General features: G+C 63.7%; 15 protein-coding genes and 1 pseudogene. 3 read left to right on the forward strand and 13 right to left on the reverse strand.

The annotated features are described in order from the left end of the window. Nucleotides 1-371: 371 nt before the first annotated feature. The 10 genes and pseudogenes from AQ610_RS20065 to AQ610_RS20105 all read right to left on the reverse strand — a co-directional run bounded on the left by AQ610_RS20065 (nucleotide 372) and on the right by AQ610_RS20105 (nucleotide 14096). Complete coding sequence (locus AQ610_RS20065) at nucleotides 372-725, reverse strand: hypothetical protein (protein ID WP_043282980.1); 354 nt, start codon at nucleotides 723-725, stop codon at nucleotides 372-374. Further along, nucleotides 725-3370: a glycoside hydrolase family 15 protein gene (locus AQ610_RS20070; protein ID WP_009914130.1), complete on the reverse strand. Its 2646-nt coding sequence runs from the start codon at nucleotides 3368-3370 to the stop codon at nucleotides 725-727. Before AQ610_RS20070 ends, AQ610_RS20065 begins: the two co-directional genes overlap by 1 nt. A gap of 266 nt (nucleotides 3371-3636) precedes the next feature. Then, nucleotides 3637-3870, reverse strand: coding sequence for a DUF4148 domain-containing protein (locus AQ610_RS20075; protein ID WP_009914131.1), 234 nt, complete (start codon nucleotides 3868-3870; stop codon nucleotides 3637-3639). 166 nt (nucleotides 3871-4036) lie between these two features. Further along, entirely contained in the window at nucleotides 4037-5185 is a 1149-nt protein-coding gene (locus tag AQ610_RS20080) for a porin (protein WP_006028470.1), read from the reverse strand. 137 nt (nucleotides 5186-5322) lie between these two features. Continuing rightward, on the reverse strand, nucleotides 5323-6645 hold the full coding sequence (locus AQ610_RS20085) for an IS5-like element ISButh4 family transposase (protein ID WP_006028471.1): 1323 nt from the start codon (nucleotides 6643-6645) through the stop codon (nucleotides 5323-5325). A 237-nt stretch (nucleotides 6646-6882) separates the two neighbouring features. Continuing rightward, a pseudogene (locus AQ610_RS20090) lies at nucleotides 6883-7614 on the reverse strand (MFS transporter); the annotation flags it as partial. Between the two features lie 375 nt (nucleotides 7615-7989). Next, entirely contained in the window at nucleotides 7990-8277 is a 288-nt protein-coding gene (locus AQ610_RS34230; RefSeq protein ID WP_080595167.1) for a PAAR domain-containing protein, read from the reverse strand. An 11-nt stretch (nucleotides 8278-8288) separates the two neighbouring features. Beyond that, on the reverse strand, nucleotides 8289-9332 hold the full coding sequence (locus AQ610_RS20095) for a T6SS immunity protein Tli4 family protein (RefSeq protein WP_231749034.1): 1044 nt from the start codon (nucleotides 9330-9332) through the stop codon (nucleotides 8289-8291). Then, nucleotides 9326-11278, reverse strand: a complete 1953-nt coding sequence (locus AQ610_RS20100) for a Tle4 family T6SS lipase effector (RefSeq protein ID WP_045554709.1) — start codon at nucleotides 11276-11278, stop codon at nucleotides 9326-9328. Before AQ610_RS20100 ends, AQ610_RS20095 begins: the two co-directional genes overlap by 7 nt. Before the next feature lie 37 nt (nucleotides 11279-11315). Next, nucleotides 11316-14096, reverse strand: a complete 2781-nt coding sequence (locus tag AQ610_RS20105) for a type VI secretion system Vgr family protein (RefSeq protein ID WP_043283418.1) — start codon at nucleotides 14094-14096, stop codon at nucleotides 11316-11318. A gap of 301 nt (nucleotides 14097-14397) precedes the next feature. Here AQ610_RS20105 and AQ610_RS20110 point away from each other — a divergent pair, with 301 nt between their 5' ends. After that, a complete protein-coding gene (locus AQ610_RS20110; RefSeq protein ID WP_043283394.1) occupies nucleotides 14398-15285 on the forward strand; it encodes a LysR substrate-binding domain-containing protein in 888 nt (295 codons plus the stop codon). A 105-nt stretch (nucleotides 15286-15390) separates the two neighbouring features. Here the strand turns inward: AQ610_RS20110 and AQ610_RS20115 are convergent, their stop codons facing one another. Next, nucleotides 15391-16227 (reverse strand): phosphate/phosphite/phosphonate ABC transporter substrate-binding protein, encoded by an 837-nt coding sequence (locus AQ610_RS20115; protein WP_043283391.1) that lies wholly within the window; start codon nucleotides 16225-16227, stop codon nucleotides 15391-15393. Between the two features lie 241 nt (nucleotides 16228-16468). Between AQ610_RS20115 and AQ610_RS20120 the strand changes: the two genes are divergently transcribed. Together AQ610_RS20120 and AQ610_RS20125 are read left to right on the forward strand one after the other, a co-directional pair. After that, nucleotides 16469-17542 (forward strand): fatty acid desaturase, encoded by a 1074-nt coding sequence (locus AQ610_RS20120; RefSeq protein ID WP_009914133.1) that lies wholly within the window; start codon nucleotides 16469-16471, stop codon nucleotides 17540-17542. A gap of 221 nt (nucleotides 17543-17763) precedes the next feature. Then, entirely contained in the window at nucleotides 17764-18204 is a 441-nt protein-coding gene (locus AQ610_RS20125) for a hypothetical protein (RefSeq protein ID WP_006029742.1), read from the forward strand. A 59-nt stretch (nucleotides 18205-18263) separates the two neighbouring features. Here the strand turns inward: AQ610_RS20125 and AQ610_RS20130 are convergent, their stop codons facing one another. Both AQ610_RS20130 and AQ610_RS20135 read right to left on the reverse strand, forming a co-directional pair. Beyond that, nucleotides 18264-19163: a glutamate/aspartate ABC transporter substrate-binding protein gene (locus AQ610_RS20130; protein WP_009914138.1), complete on the reverse strand. Its 900-nt coding sequence runs from the start codon at nucleotides 19161-19163 to the stop codon at nucleotides 18264-18266. A 63-nt stretch (nucleotides 19164-19226) separates the two neighbouring features. After that, nucleotides 19227-20474, reverse strand: a complete 1248-nt coding sequence (locus AQ610_RS20135; RefSeq protein ID WP_006029740.1) for a D-amino acid dehydrogenase — start codon at nucleotides 20472-20474, stop codon at nucleotides 19227-19229. Between the last annotated feature and the right edge of the window lie 65 nt (nucleotides 20475-20539).

The raw sequence follows: 20539 nt of genomic DNA on the forward strand, positions 1-20539 counted from the left end.
GGAGGTTAAATAAATCAAGTTGATTTATTTAACTGCGCGACGCGCGATGTGTCTGCCTAGGGGATTCCCGAGGAACGACGGCTTGATGTAAGGAAATGGCGGCGGGCGAATGACAAATAGCTTTCAGTGGTGCATGCGTTGCCGAAGATGTTCGCGCTGTATGCGGCCGTCGAGCGATCCGGCGGCGCTTGGCTTGCGCGAACGGGCGTCATGCCGGCGGTGCGCCGGCTGCTTCGTCATCCGAAACGGAAGAGCGCGGAGGGCATCGAGCGGAGTCGTGGCCGAGCACGGGAAGCCACGATCCTTGTTCGTGTGCCGAAGGGCGTGTGCGGCACGCGTGAGAACGGGAGCGAGCGCGTTGCCTCCGGCATTCACGGCGAAGCCGACGGCGGCGGCCGCAGCGGCTGCGCGCCGGCGATGTCGGGGCCGCCGCGCTGCGCTTCGACAGGCGGGGGCTTCGCCGCCGGTTCCGGATTCCAGCTCGTTCCGCCCGGCTTGACCTTCATGGGCGGCAGCGCCTTGACGAGCGGCCGGCTCGGCGGCGCGGGCGTGGGCGGTGCCGTCCGCGCGCGATCGGCCGCGGGCGCGGCGGGCGCAGGCACGGGCGCCGGCGTTGCGGCGGGCGGCGGATGCCGGTTCGACAGCAGTCCTGCGCGCCAGCCCGCCGCCGCCACGCCCAGCAGCGCGCCCGAAACGAGCACGATCCGGCGCGTGCGCGACGTCATCACCAGTTCACCTGATCGTTCAGCGTCAACGTGCCGCTCGCGGGCGTCTGAAGCGCTCGGTTGCCCGACCAGGTTTCCCACGTCACGCTGCCGTCCGCGTTTTTCCGATAGTACTTGTACTGGATCGCCTGACCGGCCGGCATGTTGACGGTGTTGCTCCACACCGGGTAACGGGCCGGGTCGACCGGAATGCCGAGATCGGTGTTCCAGTTGCCGAGCGCGGCGACGTTGCCCGTCACGTACATCTGCTGGCCGAGCTGCGTGCTCGCGTTCACGTTGACCGCCACCGACACCTGCCCGCTCTGCAGCGGCGCGACGCAGTTGCTGTAGCGCGCGCAGACCACCGACGGCACGTCGGCGATGCGCCCCGCCTGGATCGACGCGAGCAGGCTGATGTACTCGCCCATCGCCCAGTTGAGCGGCGCCATCGATTTGGTCGGCTGCCCCGGCGCGTAGCCGGCGGGCGTCGTCACTGCCCAGCCGTCGGGCAGCGTCGTCGAATTCGACCATACCTGCTCCGGCACGAAGCCCTCGGGCGTCGTCAGTTGCTTGAGCGTCGAGAAGTACGCGCTGCCCGCGTTGCCGCTGCCCTGGCGCGCGATCTCCACCATCCCGCGCTCGGCGGTGAAGATCGGCCACAGTCGGCCGGCGCCGGTGCCGTCGAAGTCGCTGCCGTCGTTGTGCTCGCCGTAGCCGTCGAAGTTGTAGCGGAACCACGCGTTCGGCGACAGCGCCGGCGCGTTCGCGATGCTCAGCGTCTGGCCGAGCACGCTGTCGTAGACCGAGATCGTGTTGACGATCGTCGGATCGGTCGCGCGCTTGACGCCCATCCGGACGAGCTCGAAGAAGCCGCCGTCGACGACGCGCCGCGCATCGTGGTTGCCGCCGCCGTTCTTCACGGTCAGCGTCTGCGGCGTGTCCGGGCCTGCGGTGGGCGCGAAGCTCGCGCGATCGGTGCCGGCGCCCGCGCGGCCCGCCGGATTGATCCGGATGTAGTAGCTGCCGTTGCCGAACGTGCCGCTCGACGTGTACGTCCACGCCGCGACGTTCTCCTGCCAGTAGTCGGCCGCGGCGAGGTAGCGCGCGGCGCTCGCCGTGTCGCCGTTTTGCGCGGCGATGTCGGCTGCCGTGACGAGGCCCGCGATCTCGGCGGCGATCGTCGACGGCGAATAGCCGGCGTTCTCTTCCCAGCGCTCCTGGTACGTCCAAGGGCCGGTGTTGACGATGTAGTCGGCGGTGAGCTTGATCTTCGGCCACAACGGATTGAACACGCTCGGGCCGAGGCGCCACGCGAGGATGATCGGCATCGCCTGCTCGTCCATCTGCGTGCCTTGCCAGTACGGCCAGCCGTTCACCCACGCGTTCTGCGGGAAGCGCCCGATGCGGCTGTAGCCCTGCGCGCAGCCGGATGCGTTGTATTCGGCGGTGCCGCAGTCCGTCGTTTGCTGCAGCGTGTTGAACAGATAGTTGACGACGCTCGTCGCGCTCGACGTGTCGCCGGCCGTCGTCAGCGCGTTCGCGAACTTGAACAGGTCGCGCGGCCATACGAGGTGATAGCCGCCCGCGTTCGAATCGCCCTGCGTTTCGCCCCACGGCGTGCCGATGCCGGCGATCATCGCGCCGTTGCTCTTGTCCTGCATCGTCTTGAGCGTCATCGCGGCCAGATAGTAGCCGTCGTCCGCCGCGCCGTTCTGCGACGACAGGCCCGCCGCGTAGGTGTGCCACGCGGTGTCGTACTGCTGCTGCTCGCCGGCGAGATCGCTGCCGAGCACCGTGTTCGCGTCGCCGAGCGCCTGATCCTGCGTGCCGCCGAAGCCGAGCACGACGTCGAACGACACGCTCGTCGCGCCCGGATCGCCGAGATCGATCCAGCCCATCTGCGCGACGTTGCCGTTGGTCGCGGACGAGAACGTCCAGTCCATCGTCTTGTCGGCGGTGCCGCCGAGCAGGTCGGTCCAGCCGTCGCTCTGCCCGACGAAGCCGTTCGACGTCATGCCGGCGCCGTTGACCACTTTCCACGGGCGGCTCGCGACGAGCGCCGAATAGCGGCTGTTGTGATTCGCGACGAGCGCGGTGCCGCCGCTGCCGGACACCGTTTGCGCTGTGTTGTTGCCGCCGGCGTTGTCGAGGTACGGCTTCGACAGCATGTAGAGATTGAAGTCGCCGACATTGTGGCCGTTGAGCGCGGTGAACGTGACGCGCTGCACGATCGCGTTGTAGTTCGGATCGGCGAAGACGATCTTGCGGATTTGCCAGTTATGCGAACTGTTGCTGGTCGTCACCTGCCAGCTCATCGTGCGCGCGTCCGTTTGCGCGGCCGAGTAGGCCTGCAGCTTTTCTTCGTCGACGAAGGTCTTGCCGGCATCGCCGACGAGGAACTGCAGGTCGACGGACTCCGGCGTGTCGAGAACCGGATAGTAGACCTCGGACAGAATGCCGCGATAGCCGGTGAAGTAGACCCGCGACGCGCCGCCGACCGCCGTGCCGAGGAACGACTTGGCCGAGGGGCCGCGCACGGGCGTCGCGCCGGGCGAGCCAAATGCTTCGGCAGCCGAAGCATTCGCCGGCGGGAGCGCCGCGCCCGCGAGCGCGGCCAGACTGCCAACCAGCATCGCCTGTTTGAATCCGAAGTGCTTTGCCGACATTTTTTCGTCTCCGTTATGAGTGTGTTCGTTATCGTTCTTGTAGCAAAACAACACCCGCTGTATCTCACGCGAAGTCGAAAGAGTCAATATTTTCAATGTTTTGTAGTCGACTATGTATTGATACTACATCCGCGAGAGCAGGTGCGAGGCGGATCGGCGGGAGCGGGCGATGTGTCACGCATCGCGCCGTCTTGCGCGATGCGGATGTCTCGCGGATGTTGTCGGGAAGGATGCCGAACGAATCGCCGTGTGAACGCGAGCGACCCTCAACGCTGAAGCGTCGGTGGCGCGCTCGTTACGCGGGGCGCGCAGGCAATGTGCGCGCCGAGGTCAATGATGCGCGTAGGTCGCGCGGTCGATGACCGCCGGCGCGCCGAGCGCGCCCGATCCTGCCGCACTTGCTCGCGCGTCAGCGGTTGCCCGGCGGCCTGCCCGTGAGCCGCGACGCTTGCGCCGAACAGCACGCTCGCAATGGCCAAACGAATCGTCGTCTTGTTCATCTTTTTCTCCGGGTATCGATCGTCCGACGAAAAATCCCGATGTCGGATATGCACTTTTTTCGCAGGCGCAAGATGGCGGCATCGAGTGCACGACGCCGCATGACGCCACACGACGCCGCATGAAACTGCGCGAAGGGGCGACGCCACACGTTCGCGGCCACGCCCGTCAGAACTGATGCAGCAGCGCGAGCCGCACGGCGTACTGGTTCGGCCCCGACGCGATGTCGGCCGCGCCCGGGATGTACGCATAGTCGAAATCGGTGCCCGTGTGCGCGTTCATCGCGTGCTGGTAGACGCCTTCGACGAACACCGACGAGCGCTTCGACAGATCGTAGTTGAGCTTCATGCTGAGCTGATGCCACTTCGGATCGAACGCGCCGACCGTCGAATCGACGCGCGCCTGCGCATACGTGTACGCAGCGCCGACGTAGAACGCGGGCGTCACATGATAGAGGCCGTTGATCTCGAAGTTGTCGAACTTCCACGATTTCCAGCGCCCGCCCGCGGGTTGCGTCGTGCCGGTGAAATACGCGTTCGCGGTCGGATCGTAGACGTCGACGTGCGAATATGCGAAGCCGATCAGCGCCTTCGAGAATTCGTAGGTCGCGCCGATGCCGATGTTCTGCTGCGACGACGCGTCGAACGTGTTGTCGCCCGTGACGGCGCCCGCCGAATCCGCACTGCGCGCGTTGTTCATCTTCACGTACGACGCGCCGACTGTCAGGCCGCCGTGCTGGTATTGCAGCGCCGCGCTGTAGAGGCGATTGTTCGCGAAGCCGCCCGCCTGATTGCTGAACGCGTACATGCCTTCGGCGGTGAAGCCGTACCACGTCGGCGAGACGTACTTGACCGCGTTGTTCACGCGGAACGAGTAATCGGTGTTGTCGTTGTCGTACGGGTGCGCGAACAGGTAGCCCGTCCAGTTGCCGTTCGCGGTGAGCGGCGAGAACATGTCGACGCTCGGATCGTATTGGCGGCCGAACGTCAGCGTGCCGTGGCGCTCGGACGCGATGCCGACGAACGCCTGCCGGCCGAATTCGCGATTGCCCTGGCCCAGCCTGCCGTTGTTGACGTCGAAGCCGTTCTCGAACTGGAAGATCGCCTTGTATCCGCCGCCCAGATCCTCGGTGCCCTTCAGCCCCCAGCGGCTGCCGTAGTCGTAGCCGCTTTGCAATTGCACCGTGCCGTGGCCGCGCGCGTTGCTCGTGTAGTTGATGCCGTCCTCGATCTTGCCGTACAGCATCACGCTGCTCTGTGCGTGCGCGGCCGCGGCCAGCACGACGGCCGGCGCGACGATCCCCCAGCGCTTGTTCATGTCGATCTCCCGAATCTTCCCATTGCCGATCAGATGCGCGCGCTGGAGGCCCGGGTTGCGCCCGGCGTCTGCGGCGACGCGACGGGCGCAGTGTAATTAGTCGGCCCTGAACAATTCGTTTTGTCGCCCCCATGAAGCTATGCCGCCGACGGCGCAGCGGTTTTGGCGTTGAGCAAAGCGACGAGAATCAGGGCGTAAAAAAGCCGCAGCTTGCACAGGATCATCCGCAGATTGTGGCCGGCGCCGCACAGTACCGCATGAATTGCATCGCCCAACGAGCCCTTGAGCCAATTCCGATCGAGCTTGCCATCGGCCTTCATGTGTCCGATGGCCGGCTCGATCGCGCTGCGACGCCGGATCATTGCTCGCAGGCCGCGCGTGATGCCGCGTCGCAAGCCGGGATGATAGATCTTCACGCCGTCGACGGCGACACCCTTGTAGCCGCGGTCGACGACGGCAATCTCCGCTTGTACGTCGCTCAGGATCGCCGCTTGCTCCAACGCTTCGGCCAGCGTGTGCCCGTCGTACGGATTGCCCGGCATCGAACGAGCTCCGACGACCAAACCTTCCTTGTGCGTCGTCGTGATCGACACCTTTACGCCGAATTCGTACGGCTTGCGCGCTTTGCCTTTCGCCAGGCACTCGACTTCCGGCGCATGTAGCGCATACAGCTTGTTTTTGTCCTTCTGCTTCTGCGTGAGAATCCGCTTCGTGCGGCCAATTAGCTCTTCCAGCGCCGCCCGACCTTGCTGAGCGACGCCGTCCAGTTGGCGCTCGACGTCGCGCATCACGCGCCCCACTCGCGAACGCAAAGTGCGCAGCGCTTTCTTCATCCGCTTGTACTGCTTGGCATGCGCGTAGCGCCCGATCTGGCCCGCCAGACGCGGCGCTTCACGGTTGTAGTTCTGTCGCAGCTTCAGTCCCTGCTCGGCAGCAGCCTTCACCAGATGTTCCCGGCAACGCTCGAGCAGGCGCGAATCGGTGGGATGTGCAATCGCTTTTTCCATCACCGTCGTATCGACGATCACCCGCTTCAGGCTCGAAGTCTTGATGACGTTTGCGCGTTTGGCCGCTTCGATCGTCTCGGCCAGCAGCTCTTCGACGCCGGCCTCGCCAAGCCGCTTGCGCCAGCGCGTCAGGCTCGACGGATCAATCGGCGGCTTCGTCTGCAAGTACGTCTCGCCGGTGAACACCTGCCAATACGGGTTCTCAAGCCATTGCCAGACCACGTCCTCGTCCGACAAGTCGAAGGCATGTTGCAAATACAGCAGCCCTGCGATCAAACGCGGCGACGTTGCCGGGCGGCCGCGATGAGACATGAAGCTCGCACTCATCGCCGCGTTCAACCGTTCCCAGTCGATCAGATCGGCAAGGCGAACCAATGGATGCTTCAAGTTGATCTGCTCACGCAGCGGTTGGCGGAAGAAATCTCCTTCTGGCACCGGCGTCTTCGGACCCATCCACACCTCGTCAGGATTTGCAGGATTCGCGCATCAATATGCCTGCTTCCTGCAAATCCAACAACACCGTTTCGTCATCACAGCCTTACTGCGCATGCCTCGCAGGATTGTTCAGATCCGACTAATTAGCCGTATTTGTTGCGTGAGTCGCCTGTGATGGAAGAGTGCGTTCCGGATTGGCCGATGTTTGCCGATGGGGGAAACGGTTACGATGGACGCGCGCGAAGGCTCGCGACGTCAGTCGAGCGGCTTGCCCGCCTTGTCGTTCATCGAGCCCAGCGCGATCAGCGTCAGCGCGCCGCAGCCGATCGCGTACCACGCGGGCGCGTTCGCGTTGCCCGTTGCGGCGATCAGCCATGTGACGAAGAATTGCGCGAACCCGCCGAAGATCGCGACGCCGACGCTGTAGACGAGCGCGCCGCCCGTCGCGCGCACCGCACGCGGGAACAGTTCGCCGAGCATCGCGCCCGTCGCGCCGATGTTGATCGCATGCACGGTCGCGAGCGCCGCGATGATCGACAGCAGCGAGGCCGCGCCGGGCCAGTGGTTCAGCGCGATGAACGCCGGATAGATCGCGAGCATCAGTGCGATGCGCGTCCACCAGACGATCCGGTTGCGACCGTAGCGATCCGACAGATGGCCGCCGATCGGCGTGACGACCGCGAGGATCGCGCCGGCGAGGCAACCTGCCGACATCGATAGCCAGCCCGGCAGATGCAGCACCTGTACGCCGTAGATCGCCATGTAGAACACGATGATGTAGTGAATCGACGTGCCGCCGATCGTGATGCCGAGGCCGGCGAACACGGCCCGGCCGTGATGGCGCAGCACGTCGGCGAGCGGCAGCGGCGCAGCGTCCCCTTGCGATGTGGACGCGGCCGCCGGCGCTTCGTCGATCGTGCGCCGCAGCCAATAGCCGAGCGGCACGAACAGCGTGCCGATGATGAACGGCACGCGCCAGCCCGTACTGATCTTTGTGTTATCGGGAAAAATATCGAAAAATCAGGTGCTTATGGGGTGTTCGGCGTAGCACTGCTCGTCACGCGCAAAAAAGTAACCAACATGTAACCAAATCCGAAGCAATGCGCAAGCCAAAGGCTCATGACGACATGCACCTCAAGCCATCGGTACGAGCCCACGTTGCCTCGTGTCGCCTCTCCTAACGCCTTCGCCCGAAGACTGCGCACATCGAAAGTCGCAGGCCATCGCACCTAATTTTGCCGATGCGGCGCGTTACATAACTCCATTCAATATTCCGCGCGAAGCACATCCCGACACGCTCACTGTTAACATCAGAAGTGCAATCCCACTCACCATGTATCGGATCATCTTGTTTTCCATCATTCAGACCTCGATATACGATGTCGACTGAGACGCCACCAGTTTCGGTGGCGGCGAACACAAGCAGATACAAAGATCGTCGCTTAATGCCGCCTGTCGCCCATCCGGCCCCGTGCTCGAAATTCGGGGACCATCACACGCAATCTTGCCGATTGTTTTACACGCCGGGCACAGCACAGGATCGTGCTCATATGCTTGTTCGCGGCCATTCAGCAGATCGCCGCCATCGCCGCCTTGCACGATGCCGCCGACTGTCGTCAGGTCGCCTTTCACAATGTCATGTCGCCGCATATCGTTCTCGCTCAGACCGCGCCGGGACGCAACCGCAAGCTATTCAGCAGCGTGTCCCATGTTTGCAGTGCGCCAGCCTCGTCCACGGGCGACGTCGCCTGATCCGGCGGCAGGTCGGGGGAGGGAGCACCAAGCAACAATTGGATTGCCGTATGCGGCTTCGCGAGCGTGCTCGGGTCGCCCGGAGCCAGCAGGTAGAAACGATACGACGTAATCGGGCCGTCCTTTAGTTCGAATAACACTTCTTCGCTGTCCATTCCGCCCACCGTGCGTTTGCCTTGACGCAGAATACGATAGCTCCCACTGCCTGCGACTCGATCCATCTGCGCACGCAGGTCGGGCAATGTCTTGGTTAGTGGCTTCCCTTGATCCTGACTGATGGACTCCCGCATCTGGATCACCAACAGCGCCGGACGTCCCGGCATCAACGCAATGGACTGGCTCAATTCTTCCGGGTACGTAGACGAACCTGTCACGATTCCACCGTCGAAACAGAAACCCGATTCTGTCGGCACTGTCCAATTGTCGCGTGCCTTAATGCGGCGATAAGTATCACCATAGATTTCTTCCGCTCGGTCTAAGGCGGTGGCGCCAATCATTCCTTTCGTGCCAAAAATTTTCTCGTTGGAAAAAATATATCCCTCTGTTTCGAAGGGGAGCCTTGCGGTTTTTGCTACTGAATCCTCGAATATGAAAATCCGAGAATTCTTCACCGGAGAAAAAACTTTCTCTAGCCAAGAAAGCCCTGTCTTCTCCTTCAAATCAACAGGGTTCACGCGTTGCTTTACACGCAATTCTCTTTCACGTGCCTCCACTTTGGCTGTATAAGCACTTAATTGGACGTTATATTTTGTCTCTAATTTTTCACCCCGATACTCATATCGTTGATTGGAAATTTCACTCGTCGCGGGGCGATCGAACACAAAGCGGCCGACACACCACGGACGCGGCTTGGACAACAAAGGATTGGTCATCGTCGGTTCCCCGGAGTAGGTTATCGAGCTGGCGCACACGCCCACCACCACAATCAGAATTCGTGAAATACGAGTCAGCATGACGGCTCCGGCGCTTCTTGCGCAATTTGTACAATGCTATAGAGCAACGCCCATCGGGTCCACGGATGGTTGTAGCTGAACTGATGTTCGTAGCCGCCTTGATCGAACACCATCTGTACACCCGGAGCCGCACCGCCACTTGCACTGCTTGCGGGGGCTTCCGCCGACCATACGGGCACCGTGCCGTCACCCGGAACGATGCCGTTTTTACTCGGGTCCGGCGTGTCGCTACCGGGCGGCAACTTCGCCACTTTCTGTACTTCGAATTCGACGGTCAACTTGCGTGACTCCAGATAGATGCGCAGGTTCCCCTTGCCCGAATCAGAATTGGGATCGACATGCAAGAAGGTTGCTGAACGCAATTCTTCTTCCGTCACATCGGCCGGCAAATTTCCCGTCCATATTACTGTGCCCCATCCTAATAGATCTTCAAGTTTCTCGCCCGGCTCTATAGTTGGTTTGCCTTTTTCGTCACTCGTTGCAGATTGCCATTTGGGCTTAAATCCCCCATCGCTGTACGTAACATATGTTTTTTCATGGTACGTATCTCTGATTTTGCTTTGCTTTGTTACAACGCCCTTCATTAAAAATTGAAATTGTTGAAGGACCGTTACGCCGTTATTTAGGTCTTTAAGTTTTTTTTCAACAATCCCGGCCGGGTCGAGTAGCGACGGATCGGGAACCAGTCCATACCACTTCGGGTTGATGTAAATGTCGTTATATGCATCACCACCTTTCGGCAACTGCATTACCGGTTGGCCATTGATCCGCGCAAATATCCACCACGGCTCACCCTTGTGATAGTCCGGCATCGGTAATAGCTCCAGCGGCCCCGGTGCGTTCGCTGCAACCGCCGTGAACTCCGCCGCGTTGTTCCCGACCAGGCTGCCGTTGATGAAGCCCTTCAACGCGCCCTCGTTACCGGCTCCGGTCCTGAACCGCTTCGCCGCAACCGGGGCGCCGGTTGCGGGCTGCACGCTATGAAACACCCCATACATCAGGTTCCCCGCGCCGTGCATCGCAATCGCCATCCGTGCGACCAGTCCACCCATCGAATGCGTCAGAATGATCGCCTTGTCGGTATGGTTCTCTGCGATGATTTCCTTGATGCCCATCAGGCGCGTTATCTTCTTGGTCTTCGGGTCTTTGTAATCCGAGCCGTTTATTACATCGAGTCCGGATTTTTCGTTCGATTGCAGCCAGTTATAGCCAATCGCATAGACCCGATATCGAAACTTCGCGAAGTGATTGAATGCAGTCGATTTCTCGTCAATCGCTTGACCCTTGCCCTGCGTCCCCGCGTCGGTCGCCCCATAGTCGGCAGGTTCGGTTCCAAGCAGCGGCTTGAGCGCCCACTTCTCACCCGTTGAATCGGGCGTCACCCACACCCCATGCGGCTTACCCATAAACTTAGGGCGATTGAGTTGTTCTTCCAGCCAAGCCAAAACCGGGTGATAGCTGGTCCGGTGTATCGACCCCCACCCCCGGCGGCGTGCTTCCGCCTCGTCCACGTACTGCTCCGGGCTATCGTTCTCGCCATGTTTGCCGACATTGATCGGCCCATGTGGCGTCACCGCCGCCTTGGTCGGATCGAACTGCGTTTCGCGCGTGGACGCGCCCTTGAACCACAATCCAAGCAGCGCGGGAAGTCCGCCCAGGTTCCCCAGCATCCCGTCCGTGTTTGGTGCGAAGAACATCTCGTCGCCGGTATCGGTGTTCGTCAAGAGCGAGCCCATGACGCCCGGCAGAAAGATCACCGGAATGATGGGCCGCACGTCGCACAACAATTCCTTGCTGCGCGTGTCGCTCGCTGGCGTCAACGTAAAGTGGCCGTACGACGATCCATCCGGGGCAGTGCGCCCCATCACCTGCACGACCTCTTGCTCGGCCGCATCGCCATCGGACGGCGCAACGCCGCCCGGATTGTCAGTCGGGTTATCGCTCATCGTGGATTGCTCTAATCATCTTATTTGAATTGGGATGTCATGCCGACGTGTCGCCCGTGCTCGGAGTAGGGCGCAAAGCGTGGAGTTTCAGCGACTCGACATCCTCGTTCTTCTGCTCGGCAATGTGTCCCAATTCGTTCGTCATGCCTTTGATGCGCGTGCCGTCGCCGCGCACAATCTCGTACGGATGGTTTTTCATTACTTCGCCCGTGATTTGATTTCGCAGTACGTACGGGTCATTGAATTTCGCCTGCGGCAAGCTGTTCAGGTGCTGCGCGACGGAACTCGGCCCCTGACGGCTGAAGGATGCAGACTTGACCGTGCGCGGGCCTTGCGTGCCATCCTCGATGCCGCCAGCCGTCCACCGGGTGTACGAACCACCGGCCTTGATCCAGATTTCATCGGCATCGAGCACGATGCGCTTGGCCTTCATCGTCACGTCTTTGCCCGCGTTGATGCTCACGTTGTCGGTGTTGGCCGACATTTTGATGGGGCCTTTCGCCGTGACAAAGAACGCGCCAAGTTTCTGCGCGAAGAAACTGACCTTTTCCGCTGCCGCCACGATCATCGCTTTGCCCGTCGCAACATGGGTATTGCCGTTGCTGACGATATTCGCCTCGCCCTCGGCAACGATATGGGCCGATCGATCCGCTACGAGCGCAAGGTCTTTCGGCGTCGATACCAGAATGTTGGGCTGCGCAAATCCGTTCGCGCTGCCCGTGCCGCCGCCCGCCGTCACGCCGCCTGACGTTGAGCCTGATACCGCGTGCTGAATCTCCTTCGATAACCCCTTGAGCGCGTCCTGGCCCGCTTGCAGGGTTTCCGCCTGCGCGGTCGTGCTTGCGCTCGATAGGGACTCGACCAACATGCCCGCCTGCTGCAACTGGGTTCGCGCCTCGTCCACGCTCATCTGCTCGTCGTCGTAGCCCTTCGGATGCGTACTGATCGACAAGCCCTTGCTCGCGCGAACCGAACCGAACTCGTCGGCGTGCAGGGCGAAACCCGAACCCAGATATCGGCCGCGCGTGTTGCCGTCCTGCTGAATCAGATAGCCCTGCATCAGGGCGGCATAGCTCTTGCCCGTGTAGCTGATGATCCGCGTGCCGCTTTGATGCGTGGCATCGTCGTGGACAAATGCGTTGTATGCGCCCGTGCCGCCAAACCCTTGCGACTGGAATCCCGACAGCAGCACATTCGAATGCCATTGCGAAGGGGTCGTGCCGCCGTTGACGCGCCCCAAAATGAATGGCTTGTCGCAATCGTTTCCCCAATAAGCGACGAGTACCCATTCTCCGGCTCTGGGCACATGAACCGAACCATAGCGGTTACCCGTGTCGGCCTGCATGGTCGACAGCAGCGGCGACGATCCGAACGCATCGTCTGGATTCTTCCGGTCCCACGCGAAATGCACGCGGACCTGATTGCGTTCATTCGTCCACGCCTCCATCCCTTTCTGTGTGACGACGATGGCGTGCTCAATCGTCATCTGCGGCTTCCGATGCACAAGCGGGCTACGATATTCGACGCTCGCCTCCTGTGCCTCGACTTCCATCACGAAGAATCCCGCCGTTCCATCCACGACGTGCCCCGGTGTCGAAAAGCGCGTCCCGTGTGCCGCCTGCTGCTCGGCCAGCGTCGCACGCAGACTGCGCGGATATTCGGTCACCTGCTGACCAATCGGTACGTTGTTTTCGATAAACCAGCGCGCCTCGATCACGAGGAATTCCCGCTTCGCCGGGTCACTGTCCGCATGGCGCGGGTGGTTGTTCAAGGTGAACCGCAATCCCGCATCGAGCCACCGTAGACCAGCGACGCCGAAATACCGGCGCGCGCGTGATTCCCAGACTTGCACGTGGCGATGCGCACGCGTCTCGCCGCTGTCCATGTCGGCATAACCGTAGGCCGTCGGCTCGTAGATCGTCATCGGCGCGCGCGGAATGCCATGTGTGTACCGGTGTCGTCCATCGTCTTCGACATAGGTCGTCGATTGCAGCGCACTGCTCGCCTCAAAATGTGAGGTTGGCCGTTTGTAATCGAACGAGCGGGACATGAATTGCAGGCTCTGCATCGTCTGCATGATCGCCCATTGCGTGAACCCGTCGGCCTCGTGATCGGTGTTGCCTCGATAGTATTCAGCGGGTTTCGCTGCCGGCAATGTCGACACGCGATCCAGAACGATAAGGGTCGTTTTTGGCGATTCGCCGTCGCGTGTTGGCTCATGCACCCAATAGAAGTACCAACCTTCCTCTTCGAGAAGGCGGTGGACGAAATGCAGGTCGGACTCGCTTTGCCGACACCACGAGCGCACAACCGGCTCGTTCGTCAGATCGAAGCGGAACCGCCCCCGAAGCTGCGGATACCGATTGAGTATTTCTGAAATGATTTCGCGCGCATCTTTTTCGAGCCATCCTTCGTCGTTGCGGGAATGGCTCAGGAAAATCAGGGCGGAGGAAAATTCGAGCTGGTACGTTGACAGACCGCCGTCCCCGCCCAGATAGCCGACCTGATGCACAAAGCCGTGCACCGGACGATAAACCGGATCGGCATACAGCACAGTCCGCTGCTGAATCCAAAGGGTAACGGGCTGGTGCATCAACGAAAGCAACGCGGTGTCGTCGTTCAGCGACGCCACATCGACCGTCCAGTGGTAGTCGCCGCCGATGCCGGACGATCCGCGCGCCCGCAATGGCGTCAATGCGTTTTTGCCGAGCGGGGTGTCCAGCATCAACAGCCGGTCACGCTGAAGCATTCCCCGGTGGACGGCCTCATAGAGGTCGCGGTATTTCAGTTCCCCGAGCTTGGGTGGTCTGAGTACCATTTTTCGTTATCCTTTCTCTCAGGTTCGACCGTCAAGAAAGTGACACGAGGACGGTCAGCCATGACGACCAAGGGTTGCTCGCGCGATTGTAGCTTACGTCAGACGAAACCAAGGATTGGCGTCAGAATCATTTGACAATCGCTGATGCCCGCTCATGTCCCAAATAACCGGATTGCATGCGCGCGGAATGATCGTCGTGAACGCCGTGGAGAACCCCTCGCAATATCAATGACGAGCCGGTCTCGTCGTATTGCCGCCGTATTTCGCCATCCAGTATCGGGAGGCGGTCAGGCGCAATCTATTGTCGAGTTCCTTCAAATCGAGCGGGCCTTGTTCGCTCAATAGCTCGACGACCGACATGAACGTGTCGCCCGCCGCATTGACGAAGGCCGTGAAGGAGCTCGAGCTCGCGCTCGGCGTGTCGCTTGTCGTGCGCACCGCGCGCGGCGTGCAGCTCACCGGCTTCGGCCAGCAGCTCCAGGTGCGCGCGAGCCTGATCGTTGCCGAGATGCAGCGCGCGCGTGACGATATCGAGCAGGCGCAGGGCGCGACGACGGGCGCCGTCGCCGCCGCGATCACGCCGGCCGCCGCGGTGACGATCCTGCCGGACGCATTTCGTGCGTTTCGCCGGCGGTTTCCGCGCGCGCGCGTGAGCATCGTCGAAGGATTTCCCGGCGTCGCGTTGCCGAAGCTGCATGACGGGTCACTCGATTTCGCCGTGTCGGTGGTGGTGCCGGAGCTGCTTGCCGCGGAGTTCGATCACTCGGCGCTGTATGCGAGCCGGCACGTGATCGTCGCGCGCAAGGGTCATCCGCTCGCATCTGCGACGTCGCTCGCCGATCTCGTCGATGCCGACTGGCTGATGAATCCGTCGCCCGAAAGCTCGACGCAGTTGATGTTCAACTGTTTCGCCGAGCACGGCCTGCCGGCGCCGGCGCGCGTCGTCGAGTGCCCGAGCTACGCGATCGCGCACTGCCTCATTCAGGGCTCCGATCTGATTGCGTCGATGCCCGAGCAACTGCTCGGCGTCGAATGGTCGCGCGATCACATCGCCGTGCTGCCGATACGCGAGGCGCTGCCGGCCGTGTCCGTGCAGGTGGTGACGCGCCGCGACAGCCCGCTCACGCCGGCTGCGGCGATGCTCGTCGATTGCATGCGCGACGCGGCGCGCCGGCATGGGTTGCGTTGACGCGCAGCGGCTGTGCGTCACGCGGCCACGGCGCGGGCGATCACGGTCATGTTCACCGTGTTGATCGGCAGCGCGCGCCGGGCATTGCACGTCGCACGTTACATGTCACGCAAGCACCGGATAACCGAGCGCGGCCGCCTCGCGTTCGAATCGTTCGATCTGCGCATAGGCATCGGGCGCGAGTCGCGCAAAGCCGCGCAGCCGCAGCACGCGCGCGCGTTCGGCATCGATCGCGGCAGCCGCATCGAGCGCATCGCGCAGCGCGGCGGCGTGTTCGTCGGCAAGCGCGCGCGATGCGACGAACGGCAGGCCCGGCGCGGCCGCCGTCGCGCCGATGGTCCGCACGCGCCGCAGCAATCCGGGCAGCGCATCGCGCACGTAGGCGAGCGTGACGCAATCGATCGCGGCGAGATCCGCGCCGTCCGCGTCGAGCGCGCGCAGTGCATCCAGATGCGAGCCGGTACGCACGACCGCCGAGAAGAAGCGCCCGCCGTGCGCATGCGGCGCGACCGCATGACGTAACGCGTTCATTCCGCTGTGCGAATCGTCGCCGTTGCAGGCGGCGCGCAGGCCGCGGCACGCGGCGAGCGTCGTCGCGCCACGCGCGTGCGCATCGGCCGACACGACGAGCATGCTTCGATAGCGCGGCCCGTCGCAGCCGGGCGCGTCGAAGACGGGCGTCGCGATCAGATGGACCGCATCGCCGACGCCGAGCATCCGGTACGGATAGCCGCACGTTTGTGACAGCAGCAGATCGTCGCGGCGCCACAGCGGCAGCAACTCGCCGAAAGGCGCGCCCGACGGCTCGCCGAGCAGCGCGACGCCGGCCGGGCCGCCCGCGCGCGCGAACGCGCGCAGCGTGTCGCGCAGCAGCGATTGCCACAGCGCGGCGTGCCGCGGCGTCACGTTGTACATCGGCAATCCGGCGAGCCATCGAGTCATGCGGCCATTCTACGGATTTCCGGACATCACGCGCGCGGCTCGCCCGCCGCTTGCCGGGCGCCGCAAACGCATCGCCGCCCCGGTCGCGTCCGGCGGAACCGATTCGCCGCGCCGCCTTTTGCGATTTCGCCACATCGAACGCTCGCCGCGACGCATAAGCAAATGCGAATCCATTGGTTGGTCCGGCCGCAGCGACTGGTTACGGTGCACGCTTGGGCTGTGCGTGCCGCGGGAGACGTCGTTGTCGTCCGCGCGCTTGTCGACGTTCGGCCGCCGTCACCACCGGAACATGGCCGAATATTTCGATGTAGATCATGCGCGCGAGATCGAGGCGCTCGGCGATCGCTTCGCCGCGCGCACCGAGTGGCCGACCTGGCTGCTGATCTTCGTGATCTACGGCGGCTGGCTTGGCGTGCTGCTGGGCGTGCGCGCCGGGCAACTGCCGCTCGCGGCCGCGACGCCGCTGCTGATCGCGCTGTGCGCGTGGCACATGTCGTTGCAGCACGAGCTGCTGCACGGCCATCCGACGCGTTCCGCGTGCGTGAACAAGCTGCTCGGCTATCCTCCGCTCGCGGTCTGGTATCCGTACACGCTGTATCGCGACATGCATCTCGAACATCATCGCGACGAAGATCTGACCGCGCCGGGCATCGATCCCGAAAGCAATTACGTGCCGCTCGCGCAATGGGCGCGGCTGCCGCGCTGGCGGCGCGCGCTGTGGCGCGCGCGCAAGAGCTTCGTCGGGCGGCTCGTCGTCGGGCCGCCGGCGAGCGTCGCCGCGATGGGCGCGGACGCGCTGCGCGCGTGGTGCCGCGGCGACTGGCGCCATGCGCCGATGTGGGCCGCACATGTCGCGTCGGTTGCCGCATTGCTCGCGTGGCTGCAATGGTCGATCGGCGTGCCGTGGTGGTATTACCTGCTCGCGATCACGTGGCCCGCGCAGTCGCTCGCGATGATTCGTTCGTTGTACGAGCATCGCGCGGCCGAGCATCCGAAGGCGCGCATCGCGATCAACGAGGCGGGCCTCGCAATGCGCTTGCTGTACCTGAACAACAACTATCACCTCGTGCATCACGATCTGCCGAAGCTGCCGTGGTATCACCTGCCGCGCGCATATCGGATGCGGCGCGGCGCTTACGCGCGGAAATGCGGCGGCTTCGTGATTCGCGGCGGCTATTGGGAACTGCTGAAACGCCATGCGTGGCGCGAGACCGATTCGCCCGTGCATCCGTTCGCCGGGGGCGGCGCAGCCGGGCACGCGTCGCAGCGGGCGCGCGTCGCGGTGATCGACGACTGCGTTCAGACCGGCGGTTGACGAGCGTTCGAACGAACGCGCGGGTCGGGTTGGCGCGGAAGCGGAAGCGGACGCGAAAGGCGACGGCGCCCGCCCGTCACCGCGCCCACGCCGCCGCAACGCGGCCCGATCACTTTGTTACATCTCTTACCAGCTTCGTGCCGAAAGGCAACAGATGCCTTTCGTCGCCCCGGTATACTCGGCGCTGCTTCAAATCCAAAACGAAACAAGACCTGTCAACTATGTCGAAGAAACTCATCCAGATCATGGCTGTCGCGGCGCTGGCCGCTGCGGTGTCGCTGCCGGCCGTCGCCGGCGACATGAACAACGCGCTCGGCGGCGCGCTCGGCGGCGTGGCCGGCGCGGCGGTCGGCGGCGCCGTGGGCGGCAGCACGGGGGCTGTGATCGGCGGGGCGGTCGGCGGCGGCGCGGGCGGCGCGGTCACGTCGAATCGCCGCGAGCGCACGGGCGCGATCATCGGCGGCGCGCTCGGCGGCGGCGCGGGCACCGCGGCCGGCAACGCGATGGGCGGCCGCAGCGGCGGCCTGATCGGCGCGGCCGTCGGCGGCGGCGCGGGCGCTGCGCTCGGCGGCAACATCTCGCGCTCGAACTCTTACAACGACGACTACGATCGCGGCTATCGCGGCGGCAAGCATCACGGCAAGCATCATCACCGCCACTGATCGGCGAGGCGGGCCCGATCGAGGTCATCCCGCGTTCGCGGGCACGATCGCCCGCCCGCTCAATCGAGCGCCTTGTCGTTCGGATTCGCGAACAACTTCCTCATGTCCGCCGACAACGGATAGTCGAGATTGACGCCCTTCGGCGGAATCGGCCGGTTGAACCACTTCACGTACAGCGCCTCGGCCTCGCCCGAGCGCTGCATCCGCGCGATCACGCGATCCGCGAGCTGCTTGAAGCCGGGGTCGTCCTTGCGCAGCATGCAGCCATACGCTTCGGATACCGGAGAATTTCCCGTGATCGCGTAGTCGCCCGGATTCGCCTCCTTCGCCTTCGCGCCGTACAGCAGCGGCTCGTCCATGAAGAACGCCACCGCGCGGCCGTTCTTGACGTTCAGGAACGCATCGGCGTGATCCTTCGCGCTGATGATCTGCATCGACATGCCTTTCTCGGCGTTCCATTGCCTCAGCAGCCGTTCCTCGGTCGTGCCGGCCGTCGTCGCGACGGTCTTGCCGGCAAGATCGGGGAAGTCCTTCACGCCGGACGATTTCTTCACGATCAGGCGCATCCCGTATTGAAAGATGCTGTTCGAGAACGACACCTGGTTCGCGCGTTCCTTCGTGTGCGTGGTCGAGCCGCACTCCAGATCGACGGTGCCGTTCTGCACGAGCGGAATGCGGTTCTGCGACGTGATCGGAATCTCGCGGACCGTCAGGTTCGGCCGGTTCAGCTCCTTCTTGATTTCATCGACGATCTTCAGCGCGATCTCCTGCGAGTAGCCGATCGTCTGTTGCTGCTGATCGTAGTACGAGAACGGAACGGACGATTCGCGCACGCCGAGCGTGACGACGCCCGTATCGCGAACTTTCTTCAGCGTCGGGCTGGCGTCGTCCGCGTGCGCGGCGGCGGCGAGCGCGCAGCCGATGGCGATCGAGAGCAACGGGCGAAGGGGTTTCATCATCGAGGTCTCCTGACGGTACGGATAGTGGGGGGCAAATCGGGTCGTGCAACGCGCGCATCGGGCTCAACGATGCAGCGCATACGCGCGGGTGTCCAGTGCGGGCTTGCGGCCCGCGATCAGGTCGGCCAGCACGCGCGCGCTGCCGCAGGCGAGCGTGAAGCCGAGCGCGCCGTGGCCGGTGTTGAGCCACAGATTCCGCAACGGCGTCGCGCCGATCAAAGGCTTGCCGTCGGGCGTCGCGGGGCGATGCCCGCACCACGTTTCGCCGTGCGCATAGTCGCCCGCGTGCGGAAAGATCTCCTGCGCCTGCCGCGCGAGCAACGCGAGCCGGCGCGCGGCGCCGGACGAACGAAGGCCGGCGATCTCGACCATGCCCGCGATCCGCAAGCGCGCGCCGAGCGGCGCATAGACGATCTTGCGATGCAGGTCCGTCACGCTCACGCGCGGCATCGCATCGTGCCGCCCGGGCAGCGTCAGGCTGTAGCCCGTCAGTGGATAGATCGGCAGCCGCATGCCGAGCCGGCGCAGCATCGGCGCGCTGCCGTTGCCCGCGGACAGGACGAACGCGTCGGCGCCGATGTCGCCGCGTGCGGTGCGCGCCGCGACGATCGTCGCGCCTTCGGTGCGCAGCGCGTCGACCGGCGTTTCGTAGTGGATCGTGACGTGGAGCCGCTCGCGCAGCACGCGGGCGAGGCCGACGCCGAACCGGCGGCAGTCGCCGACTTCTTCGGACGGCGTATGAATGCCGCCCGCGAGCAGGCCGGCCGAGGGCGCGAGCGCGGGCTCCAGCGCCACGCACGCGGCCGCGTCGAGCGCGTGCTGCCGCGCGCCGGCCGCGATCAGATGGTCCATCGCGCGGCGCGCGCGGTCGAATTCCTGCCGGTTGCGGTAGACGACGAGCTTGCCGTTGCGCGCATAGTCGAAGTCGAGCGCTTCCTGCTCGATGAGCGCGTGCAGCGCCGCGCGGCTGAGCGCGCCGAGCTCGAGCATTTCGGCGGCGGTTTGCCGCGCGCGGGCGGTGCGGCATGCGGCGAGAAACGCGGCGCACCACAGCCATTGATCGGCATCGAGCCGCGGCACGAAGCGCAGCGCCGAATCGGGCTTCGCGAGCCACGCGGGCAGCTTGCCCAGCACCGCGGGATCGGCGAGCGGCGCGACATAGCTGTAGCTCAACTGCCCGCCGTTCGCGAAACTGGCGTCGAGCACGGCGTCCGGGCGCGCTTCCAGCACCGTCACGTCGTGGCCTTCGCGCGCGAGATAGTAGGCGGTCGTCAGGCCGACGACGCCCGCGCCCAATACGCAGATCCGCATGAATGCCGGCCGTCCTTGAAGGGTTGTCGATGCGGTTCAGTCTTGCCGGCCGAAATGGTTTGGGC

The sequence above is a fragment of the Burkholderia humptydooensis genome (assembly GCF_001513745.1).
GTDB lineage: Bacteria > Pseudomonadota > Gammaproteobacteria > Burkholderiales > Burkholderiaceae > Burkholderia > Burkholderia humptydooensis.

Excerpts from the sequence above, each read along its gene's own strand:
- AQ610_RS20065 (WP_043282980.1), bottom strand. The coding sequence starts at position 725 with ATGACGTCGCGCACGCGCCGGATCGTGCTCGTTTCGGGCGCGCTGCTG.
- AQ610_RS20070 (WP_009914130.1), bottom strand. The coding sequence starts at position 3,370 with ATGTCGGCAAAGCACTTCGGATTCAAACAGGCGATGCTGGTTGGCAGT.
- AQ610_RS20075 (WP_009914131.1), bottom strand. The coding sequence starts at position 3,870 with ATGAACAAGACGACGATTCGTTTGGCCATTGCGAGCGTGCTGTTCGGC.
- AQ610_RS20080 (WP_006028470.1), bottom strand. The coding sequence starts at position 5,185 with ATGAACAAGCGCTGGGGGATCGTCGCGCCGGCCGTCGTGCTGGCCGCG.
- AQ610_RS20085 (WP_006028471.1), bottom strand. The coding sequence starts at position 6,645 with ATGGGTCCGAAGACGCCGGTGCCAGAAGGAGATTTCTTCCGCCAACCG.
- AQ610_RS34230 (WP_080595167.1), bottom strand. The coding sequence starts at position 8,277 with ATGCGGCGACATGACATTGTGAAAGGCGACCTGACGACAGTCGGCGGC.
- AQ610_RS20095 (WP_231749034.1), bottom strand. The coding sequence starts at position 9,332 with ATGCTGACTCGTATTTCACGAATTCTGATTGTGGTGGTGGGCGTGTGC.
- AQ610_RS20100 (WP_045554709.1), bottom strand. The coding sequence starts at position 11,278 with ATGAGCGATAACCCGACTGACAATCCGGGCGGCGTTGCGCCGTCCGAT.
- AQ610_RS20105 (WP_043283418.1), bottom strand. The coding sequence starts at position 14,096 with ATGGTACTCAGACCACCCAAGCTCGGGGAACTGAAATACCGCGACCTC.
- AQ610_RS20115 (WP_043283391.1), bottom strand. The coding sequence starts at position 16,227 with ATGACTCGATGGCTCGCCGGATTGCCGATGTACAACGTGACGCCGCGG.
- AQ610_RS20125 (WP_006029742.1), top strand. The coding sequence starts at position 17,764 with ATGTCGAAGAAACTCATCCAGATCATGGCTGTCGCGGCGCTGGCCGCT.
- AQ610_RS20130 (WP_009914138.1), bottom strand. The coding sequence starts at position 19,163 with ATGATGAAACCCCTTCGCCCGTTGCTCTCGATCGCCATCGGCTGCGCG.
- AQ610_RS20135 (WP_006029740.1), bottom strand. The coding sequence starts at position 20,474 with ATGCGGATCTGCGTATTGGGCGCGGGCGTCGTCGGCCTGACGACCGCC.